The sequence below is a fragment of the Mucilaginibacter aquaedulcis genome (genome assembly GCF_030409325.1).
GTDB lineage: Bacteria > Bacteroidota > Bacteroidia > Sphingobacteriales > Sphingobacteriaceae > Mucilaginibacter > Mucilaginibacter aquaedulcis.
Genome location: NZ_JAUFPR010000004.1, coordinates 227,680 through 244,376, shown reverse-complemented (window position 1 = coordinate 244,376; position 16,697 = coordinate 227,680). Strand labels below are relative to the sequence as shown.

The 16,697-nt window shown below is 40.4% G+C and carries 13 protein-coding genes; 6 read left to right on the top strand and 7 right to left on the bottom strand.

Annotated features, from left to right (window positions below):
* Positions 1 to 8 precede the first annotated feature (8 nt).
* Positions 9 to 1,952 (bottom strand): DUF3857 domain-containing protein, encoded by a 1,944-nt coding sequence (locus QWZ01_RS19265; protein WP_290326156.1) that lies wholly within the window; start codon positions 1,950 to 1,952, stop codon positions 9 to 11.
* A gap of 7 nt (positions 1,953 to 1,959) precedes the next feature.
* Positions 1,960 to 3,894 (bottom strand): DUF3857 domain-containing protein, encoded by a 1,935-nt coding sequence (locus QWZ01_RS19260; RefSeq protein WP_290326154.1) that lies wholly within the window; start codon positions 3,892 to 3,894, stop codon positions 1,960 to 1,962.
* A gap of 268 nt (positions 3,895 to 4,162) precedes the next feature.
* Between QWZ01_RS19260 and hflX the strand changes: the two genes are divergently transcribed.
* Positions 4,163 to 5,347: a GTPase HflX gene (gene hflX / locus QWZ01_RS19255; protein ID WP_290326152.1), complete on the top strand. Its 1,185-nt coding sequence runs from the start codon at positions 4,163 to 4,165 to the stop codon at positions 5,345 to 5,347.
* 118 nt (positions 5,348 to 5,465) lie between these two features.
* Here the strand turns inward: hflX and QWZ01_RS19250 are convergent, their stop codons facing one another.
* From QWZ01_RS19250 to mqnB, 4 genes are all read right to left on the bottom strand, one after another.
* Positions 5,466 to 5,960: an SRPBCC family protein gene (locus QWZ01_RS19250; protein ID WP_290326150.1), complete on the bottom strand. Its 495-nt coding sequence runs from the start codon at positions 5,958 to 5,960 to the stop codon at positions 5,466 to 5,468.
* A gap of 20 nt (positions 5,961 to 5,980) precedes the next feature.
* The gene (locus QWZ01_RS19245) at positions 5,981 to 6,328 is read right to left on the bottom strand and encodes an ArsR/SmtB family transcription factor (RefSeq protein WP_290326148.1); all 348 of its coding nucleotides are present in this window, start codon (positions 6,326 to 6,328) and stop codon (positions 5,981 to 5,983) included.
* Between the two features lie 323 nt (positions 6,329 to 6,651).
* The gene (locus QWZ01_RS19240; protein WP_290326146.1) at positions 6,652 to 7,524 is read right to left on the bottom strand and encodes a menaquinone biosynthesis family protein; all 873 of its coding nucleotides are present in this window, start codon (positions 7,522 to 7,524) and stop codon (positions 6,652 to 6,654) included.
* A gap of 90 nt (positions 7,525 to 7,614) precedes the next feature.
* A complete protein-coding gene (gene mqnB / locus QWZ01_RS19235) occupies positions 7,615 to 8,235 on the bottom strand; it encodes a futalosine hydrolase (RefSeq protein WP_290326144.1) in 621 nt (206 codons plus the stop codon).
* Between the two features lie 76 nt (positions 8,236 to 8,311).
* Between mqnB and QWZ01_RS19230 the strand changes: the two genes are divergently transcribed.
* The 4 genes from QWZ01_RS19230 to QWZ01_RS19215 all read left to right on the top strand — a co-directional run bounded on the left by QWZ01_RS19230 (position 8,312) and on the right by QWZ01_RS19215 (position 14,173).
* Entirely contained in the window at positions 8,312 to 8,728 is a 417-nt protein-coding gene (locus tag QWZ01_RS19230) for a 6-pyruvoyl trahydropterin synthase family protein (RefSeq protein ID WP_290327822.1), read from the top strand.
* Between the two features lie 9 nt (positions 8,729 to 8,737).
* The gene (folE, locus tag QWZ01_RS19225; RefSeq protein ID WP_290326142.1) at positions 8,738 to 9,385 is read left to right on the top strand and encodes a GTP cyclohydrolase I FolE; all 648 of its coding nucleotides are present in this window, start codon (positions 8,738 to 8,740) and stop codon (positions 9,383 to 9,385) included.
* 99 nt (positions 9,386 to 9,484) lie between these two features.
* A complete protein-coding gene (gene fabD / locus QWZ01_RS19220) occupies positions 9,485 to 10,369 on the top strand; it encodes an ACP S-malonyltransferase (RefSeq protein WP_290326140.1) in 885 nt (294 codons plus the stop codon).
* 72 nt (positions 10,370 to 10,441) lie between these two features.
* A complete protein-coding gene (locus QWZ01_RS19215; protein ID WP_290326138.1) occupies positions 10,442 to 14,173 on the top strand; it encodes a sensor histidine kinase in 3,732 nt (1,243 codons plus the stop codon).
* Between the two features lie 66 nt (positions 14,174 to 14,239).
* On the opposite strand, the gene QWZ01_RS19210 is transcribed toward QWZ01_RS19215, so the two are convergent.
* Positions 14,240 to 14,776, bottom strand: a complete 537-nt coding sequence (locus tag QWZ01_RS19210) for a YfiT family bacillithiol transferase (RefSeq protein WP_290326136.1) — start codon at positions 14,774 to 14,776, stop codon at positions 14,240 to 14,242.
* Between the two features lie 87 nt (positions 14,777 to 14,863).
* On the opposite strand from QWZ01_RS19210, the gene QWZ01_RS19205 reads away from it, so the two are divergent.
* Positions 14,864 to 16,690 (top strand): FAD-dependent oxidoreductase, encoded by a 1,827-nt coding sequence (locus QWZ01_RS19205; RefSeq protein WP_290326134.1) that lies wholly within the window; start codon positions 14,864 to 14,866, stop codon positions 16,688 to 16,690.
* The last annotated feature ends 7 nt before the right edge of the window (positions 16,691 to 16,697 follow it).

Genomic DNA, 16,697 nt, shown 5'->3' with positions numbered 1-16,697 from the left:
GCGCAAATTTACGCTTTGTGGTGAATCACCAGTTTTTTATTTTGGGCTTTGGCTACTGCGTCCAGATAAACCTGTAACTCGGTATATTTTGCCGCCGGGATTACCTGATTAGTGAGATTAAATTTAGCCGTACTTATTACCTGATTCTTGATTGCATCGTACTTGTACCTCACTTCATAGCTGCCATAGGTAAATTTTAGGCTTTGGTCTGTTGGTAATGTTTCCACTTCAAAGCCGGCGGGTAGTTCAATGGTGGTTGTGCAGGTTTTGAGCATAGGAGTTTCAAAATAATAATCTGATCTGCGTTTTTCCTCGGCCGGTAAAGTGGCAGACCAAAGTAAAAATGCCTGTGGCTTATAAAATTGTTTATCACCAGTAGCTATATCACAAAATTTATCATACTGCATTTCAATAGTTACATCTTTCATCCCATCCTTGTCATCTGCCGGAGAATATTCAAAAACGGAAGGCTGCTTAATATGCAATTCTTTAATAAGATATTCTTTTTGTTCGTCTGTTTTATAAGTAGGCAGCCTATCAACAAACATGCTGCGGTATTGACCATTGCTTGAAATCTTGATCTGTGCTTTGGCTCCACCATCGGCATCAAGGGTAAGATGAACATAACTGTTAAACTGGTTATCAATTGGTGAACTCTTAGGAGTGTTAACCAGCTTGCCGCCTTCATCGGTAATAAGTAAAGCATTCCGATTTTCTGTGAATGGGCCAAGTTTGCCAAATGCAGTAGTATTGCTTGTGCATTCAAGCCATGTGGTGTCATTTTTGAAAGGAATACATAATATAGCATGATTAAATGAATTAGCAGGAAATGCTAAGTCGGCCGGTTCTTCATTATAACCCGCTCTGATAATTGCATAATTAGAGGGGATATTAACCGCGCTGAGTAATGCCCGCATATAATTAGATAGTGCTTTACAATCGCCATATTTTTTTTGATCAACAAAAGTTGCCGGAAAGGGCTTAAAGCCACCTATACCTAATTGAATGCCTACATAGCGCATGCTTTTTTGCATGTAGTTGTACAAAAAGCGTGCTTTCTCTTTATCGTTTTTAATGGTGTCAGTCATCTTTTTTATTTCGGCCGTGCGCTCAGGACTGAGCGTACATACATCATCATTCAATGATTTTATCCAATTGCCAAAAGCTTGCCAATTGTTAAAATTGCCCTGGTACCCATAACAATTAAAGAGGTCGATTGCGAAAGATATTTTTGATTGAATGTTCCATGGCATCACATTTTCCTCTTTTTTTATCGCTTTCAGATTTTTAACCGTCCATGTATAAGTATCAAATCCATCTGCGTTGCCTTTCTCTGGCTTAAAGTGAGTGTTTTTAGCCTTGTATCGAAATCCAATCGCAGGGTTTACGGAAATTTTGCAGTACTCATTCTGTATGGCTTGCTCCATTTTATCTTGCACATACCAGCTATTAAGGCCGATAAAACTGCTTTCATCTTCTTCATATACCATTTCTACCGTTGTTGGATATGTAGCTATGGCATGTTTTTTATACAAATAGCGTTCATCGGTTACCATGGTTTCATCTCCGGCGGCAGAGCCATCGTATAGGTCGCTTTTATGATATTTTTTGATCAGAACACCTTCGGCATTGTAAATGTTCATTTCGATATTGCTATATGAATCATACTTGCGGTTATAGAATAGTTCGAGTATCGCATCATTGTCGCCCTTGTCGTTCAGGATAGTTACAATACTGTGTTCTTTGGTTATTTGCTTGCCCGCATCTTTTATTGTGGTTTCGCGTAGCTCATAGCGTATTACAACATTTGCATCCTGCTTTAATGAATCAGGAATGGTTGAAGCAATATAAAGTTCCTTGGGTATGGTTTTGTCCTGACTATAGCCTTGGCTACAGAAGGCAAATAAGGCCGTTATGATTAACAACAGCCTTTTAAAGTTTTTGATAAACATACGGATATTATGATTTTTTGAGCACTACTTGTTCATTAAGCATCTCGTACATCTTTTTATAAAATTCACGAAACTCGGGATAGTTTTCCTTAAAGTACATGGATTGTTTAAAATCAACAGTCAGGCGTATCATAAGCGAGCCATCCTGCTCGGCTACCATTCGTCTGAAAACAATGCTCTTATCAGGAATCATCATCGTGATGTTTTTGGGTAAGGCATCTACCTTGAAACCAGCAGGAAGTTTAAAAATTCCGGTTATGGAGTAATTATCCTTGTATCCGAAATCAATATCGGTTACTCTGTTTTCGTTTAGAAACGGATTTTTTTTCAGATCCGTAAACAGGTTGGAGTTGAAGTAAATATAGTTATCATCTGAGCCGGTCAGGTCGAGGTTAAAATCCATTTTTTGCCTGAGCGGTAGGGTATCAACCTCCATATTTTCAAAAGCAACTGCTGCTATTTTTAAATTGTTGTTATCATCTCGTATATAATCGAGATATTTTTTCTCGCCATCCGTTTTATATTTTTTGATGTAGTTGATGCGGTTATAACTAAAGCTGCTGATATCGGCTAAACCATTCATTTTTCCATCAGGCTTTATTTCGGCATTGATGAGTACCACCTGCCTTACAGGGGCCTGGTCGTCTAAAAATTTAAGTTCATAAATCTTGTCGTCTTTGTTAACGCTTAAACCAAACGAGTTTAAAAAGTTGGTGGGTACCTGATTATAAATGTTGTATTTATTGGAGGCATCAAGTACATAATATTTATTGCTATCAACCGGAATGTAAGCTACGGTACTGTTAAACTGATATGAATTAGGGTAGGCTGGGTTAACACGGCCATGGTTATGTGTACTTACCAGCATCGGGTATGCCTTTATCCCTGATTTTTTAAGCAAATGCGTAAGTATAAGGTTAATTTCTGCCGAATTACCAATCTTCTTTTCCCATACTTTTACTGTACCATCATTGGCATAGCGGGCATTATACTCATCCCATTTCAGCGTGTTTTTAACTGTGTTAAATACGTAAGCAATTTTTTCATCGTCGGTTTTTAAGCTTTTAGCTTTACTGATAATAGCCTCTTCGCCGTTTAGTTTGCGGTTTATCTGCCCTCCGAAATCATCATCATCTGCCCAGTTTTGGCCAACTTTGTTCCATGTATCAGAAAATGTATGTATCATTCCCATTGTAGGTTTTATACTTACCAGCTGGAACAATATACGTTCAGAGTTATCATCGCGTGAACCCATAAAAGGTTCATCATGCAGTGAAGGGATATTAACCAGTGCCTGTATGTGCATGTTTGACGAATTGGTTTTATCAACCACATATGGGTAATGCACATTTTCCAGCCTTTTATAATCTAAAACATCCGGAATGTTGGTGCCTAATTCGCTGTAGCGTGTAGGTAAGTGACTCTGAAAATACCAGTCAGGGAAATCACCAATAGACGTTGAAGTTAAATGATATTTAAATTCAATAACAGAGCCCGGTTTTACATTAGGGAAAGAAAAAACTATAGCCGAGCGGTATTTATCAACTATTTCGGTAAATATCTGTTTTTTATCTATTTTGGTAATTTCGGGTATGCCATTGTTTGAGTTAATAGTTTCTGCCTGCAGTCCTGATATATTTTCTATCCGGTTGGCACTGTAATATTCAATGCGGATGTTGGCCTCAGATTTACCATTGTCATTAAAAATCTTGATACGTTTGTGCCTGTCTGTTACAATATTATAATTTGTATCAAAATAAACGCCAGCCTTATCAAAAAGGATTTCCGCATTGGCATCCTTTTCAAATTCGCATCCTTTAAGCTCGAGATCGCTTTGGTCAATTTTGCCAAAAGCCTGTGCTGTTGGGGTTTGGATGGTAGTTTGAGCATTTGCCCCGAATGCTAAACACCCCAGAAATAGGAGGGTAAAAGTTTTATTCATGTGATAAGGTTTAATAAATAATAGTTTAAATCAGGTACTAAATTTACAATAAGCAGATATAAAATAAAAATAATTAAAACAATATCTATTTATTGTCGTAGGTAGCAGTTGCCTGAAGAAAAAATATTATTCTATAAGCAAGCGCAATTGTTTGACAGCCTTGCAGGTATATAGAAATATAAGTTTGCTTTTATGTAATTTTGGCATTAATAAATGTGTTGTACATGCCATATGTTGAACTGGCATCTGGATTGATAATACTTAATTAATGAAACAAAAATTTTATGATACTGCTGTGAAGCAGGAAAAGGCTGTTTTAGTTGGTGTAATAACCGCGAATGAAACAGAAGAGCAGGAGAAGGAGTATTTAGAGGAGTTGGAATTTTTGGTAGCCACAGCCGGTGGTGAAACTGTAAAAAGCTTTACCCAAAAACTGCAGAGGCCAGATAGGGCAACTTTTGTAGGGTCGGGAAAGCTGGAAGATATTAAGGCCTATGTAACCGCAGAGGAAATTGATATGGTTGTTTTTGACGATGGGCTATCACCATCGCAATTACGTAATATTGAACGCGAACTGCAGGTAAAGGTGCTTGACCGCAATAACCTGATATTAGATATTTTTGCCAATAGAGCACAAACAGCTCAGGCTAAGACCCAGGTTGAGTTGGCACAGTTACAATATTTATTACCGCGCCTTACCCGTTTATGGACTCACCTTGAGCGCCAAAAGGGTGGTATTGGTATGCGCGGCCCGGGTGAATCGCAAATTGAGACCGACAGGCGTTTGATCCTGAACAAAATAGCTCTGCTTAAAGAAAGATTAAGGCAGATTGACAAGCAAAACGAAACCCAGCGGAAAAACCGCAACCAGATGGTACGTGCCGCATTAGTTGGTTATACCAACGTAGGTAAATCAACTATCATGAACATGATATCCAAATCTGAGGTATTTGCAGAAAATAAGCTTTTCGCTACTTTGGATACCACAGTAAGGAAAGTAGTGATTGAAAATGTTCCCTTCTTGTTATCGGATACTGTTGGGTTTATCCGCAAACTTCCTCATCACTTGGTAGAGTGCTTTAAATCTACCCTGGATGAAGTACGTGAGGCCGATATATTGGTTCACGTGGTTGATATTTCGCACCCTAACTTTGAAGATCAGATACATACGGTTAATGAAACGCTGAAAGATATTGGTGCTATTGATAAAAGGATAATCACCGTATTTAATAAGATAGATGCCTTTAAGCCCGAGCAGCATCAGATTGAGCAACAAGCAGAACCGCTTACACTTGATGATTTTAAGCATAGCTGGATGGCTAAAAATAACAGCCCTGCCATATTCATATCTGCTACTAAAAAAGAAAACGTTGATGAGTTCAGAACCCTGTTATACAATGAGGTAAAAACTATTCACGTTGAAAGGTATCCGTATGATCAATTGTTATATTGAGCTGATGGAAGCAGCTCTTTCTAAAGCAGATATGTCACTCTCTTTTCGATAACACAAGTAAAGCAAAAAACAAAGAGGTATACATTCCAATGTATGCCTCTTTGTTTTTTTGACCTCCCTATACCGCAATGGTTGCAAGCAACTCTTCCAGGCGTTCGTGTGAGTCATTAACTCCTTGCTCCATTCCTGATTGCAGCATACCGTCACGATCGGCAACTGATTGAAATACAGATTGGGTAGTTACCCTCGTGCGGTTGTCAGGTAAAGCTTCAAATTTGGTAGTTTCCATGGCTACATGGCCAGCTTCGGGCAAACCTTCAAACTCAAATGTTTGAATAATTCTTTCAGGGAAGGTATGGTCATGACAAACGCCGTGAAAGCCATGTTCGTTGCCAGCCGGGTCGGTATGAATATAGCGGTATGAGCCACCGGCACGGGCTTCAAACTTTTCTATCCGCATGGTGAGGTTACACTGGCCGCCCAGCCATTGCAACATCAGTTCGGGATCGGAATAAGCTTTAAAAACAAGCTCACGCGGAGCCTCAAATTCACGGGTGATAATAATTTCCTGTTTGCCGGGTACGGCAGCGATGGTGGTTTGATTCTTTTTCATGGCTATTATTGGTATCGGTTTTATTGTTGTTCATCTGTGTTTTTATTTTCCTTTTGTAAACGCGCCAGCAGGTCATCCATTTTATCAAATCGTTCATCCCAGCTTTTCCGGTATTGCTCAATCCATTGGGCAACTTCGTTAAGCTGGCCGAGTTTGGCTTCGCAATAGCGTTCGCGTCCATTTTTTTTAACGTCGATAAGTCCGCATTCAATTAAAATTTTAATATGCTGCGATATGGCAGGCCGGCTCACGTCAAAGTTATCAGCAATGGCGTTCAGGTTCAGGGGCTGATGGGCAATCAGATTGATGATCTGTCTGCGGGTTGGGTCGGCTATAGCTTGGAATACGTCTCTGCGTGTAGTTATCATAATGCGTAAGTAAATACTTACATAAAGTTATATGTAAGTATTTACTTACGCAAATTTTATTTGAAAAAAAATTCCTGCCCGTCATAATCTTAGATTTATATAAAGCAGCTAATGATTATTAATCTATAAGAAGGGGTAAGGATTCTCTAAAAGGGTGAGTGGTGGTGAGATGTTTTAGCGCTTCTACGGAGTAAGGCGTTTACCGCGGATTATAAATGCGAATGTTGATGGGATATACAGGCAGCTTATCATATAAAGCTTTGATGGTACCATCAAAGCTTTATATGATAAGCTGATGCCTGGTTTCCAGTTTTGTTCCACACTTAATTAGGAACAGAAGGGGGCGGAGATGTTAAAAATATTTCTTCCTTTATTGGTGGTATGGTATTATTTTTCAGGGCTGTATCAAAAAGCAGCGTAATGGCTTTACGGCCTTCATTGCCCAGATCAATGGAGTATTTGTTTACATAAAGTTCAATGTGCTTATACATTACCTCCTCGCTCATTTCCTGCGCGTGCGAGCGGATAAAATCTAACCCCGACTTAGGGTTGGCAAACGCAAACTGAACCGATTTGCGTAACACCCGGTTCAGTTTGTGCTGAACTTCAAGAGGTAAATTGCGGTTAGCTACAATACCTCCCAATGGTATAGCGCAGCCGGTTTGCTTTTCCCAGTAATCGCCAAGGTCAAGTATTTTTTTAAGGCCCTTGTCCTGATACGTAAAACGGTTTTCGTGAATAATAAGGCCTACATCAATTCGTCCTTCAATAACAGCGTTCTCAATATCAGAGAATACCAATTCTGTTTTATTGCTGGCATTCGGGAAAGCATAACCTAATAAAAAGTTGGCAGTAGTATATTTTCCTGGGATGCCGATGCGAAGTTCAGGGTTTCCGGCACTAAGTTTTGCGTGAAGCTCATTTTCATCGCCTTTACATATCAGCATTGGGCCAACGCCGTAACCCAAAGCGCTTCCTGCATCAAGCAGTACATATTTCTCGGCTACATAAGCAAAAGCATGATAGCTGAGTTTGGTCACATCCAGTTCGCCGCGAAATGCTTTTTGATTGAGGGTTTCAACATCATCATAATAAACCTCAAACTCCAAACCTTCGGTATCAATTTTATGATGTATCAGTGCATCGAAAATAAAAGTATCGTTAGGGCAGGGCGAAAAGCCAAGTGTTAGTTTCATAAGTTGTACGTTATAAGTGCTAAGTTGTACGTTCCTGATATGCTTACGTAAAACGAACAATGTATTACGTAAAACCTAAAAACGTTCCGCTTAATTATTGCCGATCCTGTTTATCAGCTCAATGGCAAAGTTATTCAGATTTTTAATGGCCAGCGTTATATCCCAATTGGCTCGATTGCGTTTTTCCACGTAATTTGACACTGCCCTGATCTGCAAACATGGTAAGTTGAATTGTCGGCAGGCATAAAAAAAGGCAGCGCCCTCCATACTTTCAATCTGCGGGTTTAAACGCAATTGCACCTTTTTAATGGAATCCTCATTACCATGAACGGTATTTACCGTAATAGCCCTGCCTTTGGTGAGGAAAAGCGAGTTGCAAACATTTTCAAGGGTTGTGGTGGGTTTAAACGTGCTTTCGCCAAAGCCAAGTACGTTTATCGGAATAAATTCCTGATCGTCTTCGGCACCGGTTTCAGAAAAGGTGTCTTCTGTTATCTCAACTACATAGCCCGGCTGGATGTTTCTGTCAAAACTACCGGCAATGCCCAGATTAATTACCAGGTCATACTTATGCATGCTAAACTGACGGCCTAAAGCAAAGGCCGTAGGTACCATGCCCGCGCCGGTTATCAATATGTCAAGTTTGTGACCAAGGCTGTTTGCCAAGGGTTCAACTTCAAAGGCTGTGGCAGCAACAATCAATATCTGCATATTGCATTTTTTTGACGGCTAAGATAAAACAACTCAGCTATTTTTGTTTTGTATATTTGCACCCACGATTATTATGATGATACATATTACGCGCAAAGAACATTTTAATGCCGCTCACCGGATGTACCGTGAGGAATGGAGCGCTGAAAAGAACAATGAGGTATTTGGCAAGTGTGCCAACCCCAACTGGCATGGGCATAATTATAACCTGTTTGTAACAGTTAAGGGCGAGGTTACGCACGCAACAGGTTACCTGATGGATCTGAAAGAGCTGAAAATAATTATCAACGAGTATGTTATTGAAAAACTTGACCATAAGAACATCAATAAAGATGTTGAGTTTATGGCAGGCAAAATGGCTTCGACAGAACTTTTGTGCATTGAGATATTTAATCAGCTCAAAGCTCCTATAGAAGCTTATGAGGGCGTTTTTTTACACTCGGTTAAATTATACGAAACCGAAAATAATTCTGCCGAGTACTTTGGCGGATAACTTGAAGAGATGAACAACAACCACACTCCAGCACGTGACGACGACGATGATGATGAAATTGGCGGATACACCAAGGTTGACAGGTATAATCCAAATCTGATCCATAACCTATCTACCCATTATCATGATGTTTTAAAACAAATTGGCGAAGATCCTGAACGCGAAGGCCTTTTAAAAACACCTGAACGTATGGCTAAAGCCATGCTGTACCTTACCCATGGGTATGATCTCGATGCCAAAGAGATACTTAATTCGGCTATGTTTAAAGAAGAGTATAGCCAAATGGTAATTGTTAAGGATATTGAAGTGTACTCGATGTGCGAGCATCATATGCTTCCGTTTTTTGGCAAAGCGCATATAGCTTATATCCCTAACGGATACGTTGTGGGCCTGAGTAAAATACCCCGTATAGTTGATGTGTTTGCCCGCCGCCTGCAGGTACAGGAGCGCCTCACCAACGAAATACGTGATTGTATACAGGATACACTTAATCCTATAGGTGTGGGTGTGGTTATTGAATGCAGGCACTTGTGTATGAGCATGCGGGGTGTGCAGAAACAAAATTCTGTAACAACCACATCGGCATTTACAGGTGAGTTTTTAAAGGAAAAAACCCGTACAGAGTTTTTAAACTTAATATCAGCAAAGCTTGGCTAAACCTTTTTGCCCTCTACAAGGGGAGGTAGAAAAAGCTATTAATAAATATAAATTATAAACATTTTACAACAATTTTCCCTTTAGGGGGTTAGGGGGCTAATGAAAGCATATATTTTTCCTGGGCAGGGTGCCCAGTTTCCGGGTATGGGTAAAGATCTGTACGAACAATCAGAAAAAGCGCGTGAATTATTTGAAAAGGCTAATGACATATTAGGTTTCCGAATTACCGATGTAATGTTTGATGGTACAGCCGATGATCTGGTTCAAACCAACGTTACTCAGCCCGCTATATTTTTACACTCTGTTATCCTGGCTGCTATTTTAGGTGATGATTTTAAGCCAGAGATGGTAGCAGGTCATTCATTGGGAGAGTTTTCTGCCCTGGTAGCCGCAGGAGCTTTATCATTTGAAGATGGTTTGCGCTTAGTAGCGGCCCGTGCTAATGCGATGCAGAAAGCCTGCGAACTGGAACCATCAACCATGGCCGCAATTTTAGGGCTTGACGATTTTACGGTTGAGGATGTTTGCCAGCGGGTTACTGCCGGCGTAGTAGTAACTGCAAATTATAACTGCCCTGGTCAATTAGTAATTTCAGGAAGCATTGCCGGAATTGATGAAGCATGCGAAAAACTATTGGCCGCCGGCGCTAAAAGAGCCCTGAAATTAAAAGTTGGCGGTGCTTTCCACTCGCCACTGATGGAATCGGCAAGGGTTGAATTGGAAGCAGCCATTGTCGCTACAACAATTAACCAGCCGGTTTGCCCTATATATCAAAATATTGATGCTAAGCCTTATACAGATCCTGAGCTTATTAAACAAAACTTAATAGCTCAGCTTACCGGTGCCGTAAGGTGGACACAAACCGTAAAGCATATGCTTGAAGACGGCGCCACTTCCTTTATTGAAGTAGGGCCAGGCAAAGTACTGCAAGGCCTTGTAAAAAAGGTTGATGTGGCAGTAGCTACAAGCAGCGCAACTTTATAATATTAATTAGAAAAATACAGGCACTGCAAGGTGCCTGTATCGTTTATCAGAAGTTTATTTATATAAGGAAATTTGACTTACTCCGGGAAAATACGCTTGTTGCTGACCTTTATAGGCATAGGCTTATTATTTACGGCTATTATTGTTCAAAAAACTTATTCTCCCGTAAATAACCTGGTTAAATCGGGCTTAACGCTTGAGGATAATCTGCATAAAAAAGAGGCTTATATCAATGGGCTGATAAGCGATAAACAAAAGTTCGAGGCGCTAAAACACCTGCCCGAAAATGAGCAGGATGCCCTGAATGATATTAACGAGGTTGGCATTAAAAACCGCATTTTATTTGTAACGCTCCACAATAACCGTCTGGCATTTTGGAGCGGCATAAAGGTTTTGCCAGATAATTTAACATCTATAAAAGAAGGTTATTCCTTTATTAAACAGCCTAATGGTTACTACGAAACCATAAAAAAAACCAAAGGAGATTTCTCGGTTATTTTTTTTATTCCGGTAAAAACCACCTATGCCTTTGAAAATGAATACCTCCACAATGTATTTGATAAAGATCTGATTAAAGATGATAATCTTGACATTGCCGATTTTTCTGACAAGAATATTTACGAGGTACACAGCAGCAATAGCGGTTACTTATTTTCAATAAAGCTGAAACCCAGTAGCATAAATTACGCCTTTATATATTATGAGCTGATTTTCTGGATATTAACCGTCATGGTTTTATGTGTTTTAATGCATAAGATATGTAGTTATATTGCCTTAAAGGGTTATGCGCCGTTATCTGTTGCATTGCTGGCTATATTTATAGTACTGTTCAGGTATATTAGCCTGCGTACCAACCTGTTTGATTTTTCTTATACGCTTGACATTTTCAACCCGGCATACTACGCCTCAAATGTCATATATCCCTCTCTCGGCGATTTTTGCATCAATATTCTGTATATACTATGGTTTGTTGCCTACCTGTACCTGCAAAGGCATCGTTTGTTTTTTGCAATCCCAGGCAAGCCCGCAAGTTACCTTATAACAATAGCCTGCGTAATTGCGCTCATAGGGTCATCTACCTTACTGTTGAATTTATTTTATGGGCTGGTTATCAATTCAAAAATAGGCTTTAACGTAAATAACGTACTCAGTCTTTCAGGCTTTAGTTTGATTGGAGTATTGATGTTATGCTTTAGCTTCCTGATATTTTATATCATCAACGAAATTGCCCTTTTTATTTGCCTGAGGCTTGCCATATCACGCACACACCAGTTAATTATACTGGTTTTGTCAACTATTTTAACAACAGTTGTTTTTACGTTGTATCGTGAGTATACTTCGTTTTATGTGTTGTTGTTAATGCTCATTATTATAAGAGCATACGGTTTTATATATCATAAAGGAAAACTAAATGCCGCTACATTTTTGGGCATAGTACTGATTTGCTCCCTGATCTCGGCAATTAAATTCAATCAGTTTGAGAGTGTAAAAGAGCGGGAAACGCGTAAGGCCCTGATTCAAAAACTGGAGATCCCGGATGATGCCACTGCCGATTATATTTTCAAAAAGATTGAGGGCCAGATCATAGCCGACTCGGCCATTATCAACTACTTTAATAATACCACACTGCATAATCATGATTTTCTGCGCACCCGTTTTCAGAAACTCTATTTTGATGGCTACCTGTCAAAATATGAATTTAAGGTACATGAATACAATCAGCAGGATCAGCCCATTGCCGATGATAATTACTCGTTAAGCGTATTCAAAGACCTGGTATTATACAGCTCGTTCAAGGTGTCTGATTATTTTTACCGGGAAAATGAATCCTTCGGGTTTCAGAATTACTTTGCCATATTGCCCGTTATCCGTAATGGCAAGCAATTGGGTACGTTGGTTATCGAACTAAAATCAAAGCCCCTGCAGCCATCAGGCTCGTTCCCCGAATTGCTAGTAGATGGGCATATCAAATCGGAAGATGAATTTAAAGATTACTCCTACGCGTTTTATATAGATAATAAACTTCTGAGCCAAAAGGGGAACTATGTTTACACGCTAAACAATACGGAGTTTACGGGCCGCAGTAAAAAATATCAGCTAAAAACAACCCGTATCACCAATGGCGAATGGTATGAAAGCTTTACCAGTTACAGTCATCTGATATATAAACCCAGCAACCGTAATTTAATAATAGTTAGTAAAGAGGAGAATACCTTATATAGCAGTGTAACATCGCTTACTTTCTTTTTTGTGCTGTTGCTGCTATTTAGCGCAATTATAGTGACTATCAGATGGGTTTGGTTGCGCGTCAGGATACTGAACATTAATGACCACGAAATAAAATGGTATTTCAGGATAAATTTCGACAGGATATTGTATCGTACCCGCATACAGTTCTCTATGATATTTGCGGTGATGATAACACTGCTCATGGTAGGTTTTATCACTTTTGTATCTATTAGTACGCAGTACCATGCCCAGCAGGATAAAATGATCCGCGATAAAATAACCCGGATAGTTACTGCCTTTGAAACCGGTGCTTTTAATAAATACATCTATTATGTTAACGAAGAAAGCCAGGTAAGTTTCAACGAATTGGCCAATAACTATTCAACCGATTTAACTTTGTTTGATACCAATGGCATCCCCCTGGTAACCACCCAGCCCAAAATATACGAATACGGTCTTACAGCCAAAAGAATGAATGCAAAGGCATTTATTTATTTAAGCAAACTCCAAAAATCAGAGTTTGTAAATGAAGAAAAAATAGGAGGGTTAAGTTATAAAGCCGCTTACGCGCCCATTATTAGTTCAAATAAAACGATAGCCTATATTCAACTGCCATATTTTTCAAACGAGGCCGATTATAAAGAACGTATCAGCGCGTTGCTGAATGTGATGATCAATGTATATGCCATCGTATTTATCGCTATCGGGCTTTTTGCCATCATCATAGCCCGGCAAATTACAGCACCGCTAAACTTTATACAGGAAAGCTTGAGTAAAACTATCTATGGCAAAAAGAACGAGCATATCAAATGGGCACGTAATGACGAGATAGGGGCGCTCATTAAAGAATATAATAAAATGATATCTGCCCTGGAGCATAGCGCGCACAGGCTGGCTCAGTCAGAACGTGAAAGTGCTTGGCGCGAAATGGCCAAACAGGTTGCTCATGAAATTAAAAACCCGCTAACACCATTAAAGCTGGGTTTGCAGTTGTTGGATAAATCATGGAAGGATAAAGACCCTAAGTTTGATCAAAAGTTTGAGCGTTTCAGCAAGTCATTTGTAGAGCAAATCGAAAGTTTGTCGTCAATAGCATCTGAGTTTTCAGCCTTTGCCAAGATGCCTGATACCCGTATTGAGCAGATCAATGTTTTTGAGATGCTGGGCCAGGCGGTTACCATATTTAAGCAGATGGATAACATCCACATCGCTTATCAGCCGCCCGAAACACCATTCATGATCAGTGCCGACCGCGACCAGTTACTGCGTTGTTTCAATAACCTGCTTAAAAATGCTATTGAAGCAACCCCACCAGACAGGCAGGGAATAATCGAGATCAATTATCTGGTAACCAGTAAAAACGTTTTGCTTACCATAAAGGATAATGGTAACGGGATACCTGAAAACATGCGCGAAAAAATATTTGAACCCAACTTTACTACCAAAAGCTCCGGAACGGGCTTAGGGCTCGCGTTTGTTAAAAACTCCATTGAAAATGCCAATGGCAAAATCTGGTTTGAAACAACGATTGGCAGCGGCACTTCATTTTACCTCAGCTTTCCAGCCACCACTTAGGCTGAAAGCTTAAAGTGAAAGGCCCAAAGCAACTGTAGTGAAGCTTTAGACCCTCGGCATTTAGCTTTACGCTTTAACAGCGAATTTCTTCACGGTTTCTGTAATATGAGCAAGGTGATGTCTGCCATGCCAAGAATACATAGCCAATGCCCTCACAAGCGATATGGAATCGCCCGATTCTGGATGAACAAAGGTACGGGCCCATTCATTCTCGGTAAAACTTTCCAACAGGGCAACAAAGCGCTGATGTATACCTTCCAGCATTTTTAATGAGGGCTCTACGGGTAAGCGATAATCAGGTAGCAGGGCCCAGCTGGCTTCCTCGTATGGTTTTATGGTAGGGTTATTTTCTGTTAATGCCAGCTTAAACCGTGTAATGGAATTCATATGGCTATCGGCCAAATGATGGATCACCTGCCTCAGCGACCAGCCTCCGGTACGGTAGGGTGTATCCAGCTCCTGGTAGTTTAAACCATTTATAGCATGCCTCACTTTACCCGGTAAAGTTTTAAGATCCTCTATCCATCCGCGTATATCCTCATTGGTATAAGATGCCGGCGGAGCAAATTTCCCTATCGGGAATTTCATCTGTTCGTCTGTCATGGTTAAAAAAAAATTAATTTAGGGATAATTTAAAACTACCGCAAGCTTTGCTATAATTTAGCGTTTAGTACCTACTTACTTAAACCGATGGTTAAAAAGATATTTTTACTGCTGTTTCTCCTAAATATCTCATATTCATATGCACAAACTATTAAAACAGATATTTTAGTAATTGGCGGCGGCGCAAGCGGTACGGCTGCAGCTATACAGGGAGCGCGCAGTAAATTAAAAACCATGCTTGTTGAACCTGGCCCCTGGCTTGGGGGAGGTATGACTGCCGGCGGCATGTGTGTGATTGAAGGGAACCGGAATTTACCATCAGGCATTTGGGGCGAATTTCGTAGCCATGTAAGGGACTTTTATAAAAACAGGCTGGGTTATGATACAACCGTAAATGCCACGCTTCGCTTTGAACCATACACCGGGGCTGCTATCCTCAAAAAAATAGTCGATACCGTAAAAAACCTTACCGTAAAGCTAAATACTCCGTGGACTGCTATTGAAAAAGATGGTACAAGCTGGCAGGTAACCATTATTATTGATCATAAAAATACTACTGTAAAGGCCAAAGTTGTTATCGATGCTACCGAAACCGGCGATGTGGCTGCCAAAGCGGGTGAAACATTTGTTTCGGGTTTTGAGAGCGCCCAGGATACTGGCGAAGAACTGGCCCCTCAAACGACATTGCCCCGTATTCAGGATATCACCTGGATAGCCCTACTAAAGGATTTTGGCAAAAAGGAAGATAAAACCATTGCCAAGCCACAAGGATATGATGCCAATGAATACGCCTGTTTAAAAGGGAAAAATATCAGTAAGATGCTTGATGACGGCAGGCTGCCCAATGATAAGTTCATGATCAAATGGGCAGGTTGCGGTAATCAGTACCCAACCACGGTTGATGATCTTAAGCCGGCCCATCGTGATGCTTTTTATGCTAAAGCACGATTACACACCCTTGGGCTTATTTATTATTTACAAACCGAACTGGGTTTTAAAAACCTGGGTTTAGATGATGAATTCCCAACGCCTGATCATTTGCCTTTTATCCCCTATATCCGCGAAGCGGAACGTACCAGGGGCGTACTGCGTATGACGCTTAATGATGTTTATAAACCTTATGACCGCCCTACTAATTTGTACCGTACGGCTATAGCGGTTGGTGATGCATCGCCAGGGCAGCACTATGGCGAGGGGACTGCTCCCCATATCAATTACCCGCCGTTTATGGCCTACAGCATACCGCTTGGCGCTATTGTTTTAAAGGACATGGATAATTTGCTGGTTACAGAAAAAGCCATGTCGGTATCGCACCTGGTTAACGCCAGCAGTATGTACCCATCGGTACAAATGACAGTAGGGCAGGGTGCGGGCGCAATCGCTGCTTTTTGCGCATTTTTTAAAACTACTACCAAAAAGCTGAACGTACGCATTATACAGGGTGAACTGCTTGATTTTAAAGCTTACCTTTTGCCTTTTTCAGATATTAAACAAAGTGATCCTTATTTCAGGTCAATGCAGCAGGTTGGTGCTACTGGTTTGCTTAAGGGCATTCAAAAAGTAAATGGAAACACCGCACAGTTACTTTTTATGCCCGATTCTGTAGTAAGCACCGCCGAGGTTGAACCATCTTTCAAAGAAATTTATACGCGTGCTTTTTTGTGGTTTAACAAAGAAAAGCCAGGCGAAAAATTTACCCAGGGCAACTTGTTATCGTTCATCAGCGAAATTACCCTGACCGATCCTAAAACCCTGCAGATCGGTATGCAAAAAGCATGGAAGGCCCAATACAAGTTTACTTCTGATTTTGATATGAACCGGCCGGTTACCCGGCGCGAGTTTGCAATTTTGACCAACAAATACTTAAACCCCTTTGCCCGCACGGTTGACCTTAGCGGCAGAATGGTAAATTAACAGGTTT

What these genes read in the sequence shown, in the direction of transcription:
- QWZ01_RS19265 (WP_290326156.1), bottom strand. Translation starts at nt 1,952, where the DNA reads ATGTTTATCAAAAACTTTAAAAGGCTGTTGTTAATCATAACGGCCTTA.
- QWZ01_RS19260 (WP_290326154.1), bottom strand. Translation starts at nt 3,894, where the DNA reads ATGAATAAAACTTTTACCCTCCTATTTCTGGGGTGTTTAGCATTCGGG.
- hflX (WP_290326152.1), top strand. Translation starts at nt 4,163, where the DNA reads ATGAAACAAAAATTTTATGATACTGCTGTGAAGCAGGAAAAGGCTGTT.
- QWZ01_RS19250 (WP_290326150.1), bottom strand. Translation starts at nt 5,960, where the DNA reads ATGAAAAAGAATCAAACCACCATCGCTGCCGTACCCGGCAAACAGGAA.
- QWZ01_RS19245 (WP_290326148.1), bottom strand. Translation starts at nt 6,328, where the DNA reads ATGATAACTACACGCAGAGACGTATTCCAAGCTATAGCCGACCCAACC.
- QWZ01_RS19240 (WP_290326146.1), bottom strand. Translation starts at nt 7,524, where the DNA reads ATGAAACTAACACTTGGCTTTTCGCCCTGCCCTAACGATACTTTTATT.
- mqnB (WP_290326144.1), bottom strand. Translation starts at nt 8,235, where the DNA reads ATGCAGATATTGATTGTTGCTGCCACAGCCTTTGAAGTTGAACCCTTG.
- QWZ01_RS19230 (WP_290327822.1), top strand. Translation starts at nt 8,312, where the DNA reads ATGATACATATTACGCGCAAAGAACATTTTAATGCCGCTCACCGGATG.
- folE (WP_290326142.1), top strand. Translation starts at nt 8,738, where the DNA reads ATGAACAACAACCACACTCCAGCACGTGACGACGACGATGATGATGAA.
- fabD (WP_290326140.1), top strand. Translation starts at nt 9,485, where the DNA reads ATGAAAGCATATATTTTTCCTGGGCAGGGTGCCCAGTTTCCGGGTATG.
- QWZ01_RS19210 (WP_290326136.1), bottom strand. Translation starts at nt 14,776, where the DNA reads ATGACAGACGAACAGATGAAATTCCCGATAGGGAAATTTGCTCCGCCG.
- QWZ01_RS19205 (WP_290326134.1), top strand. Translation starts at nt 14,864, where the DNA reads ATGGTTAAAAAGATATTTTTACTGCTGTTTCTCCTAAATATCTCATAT.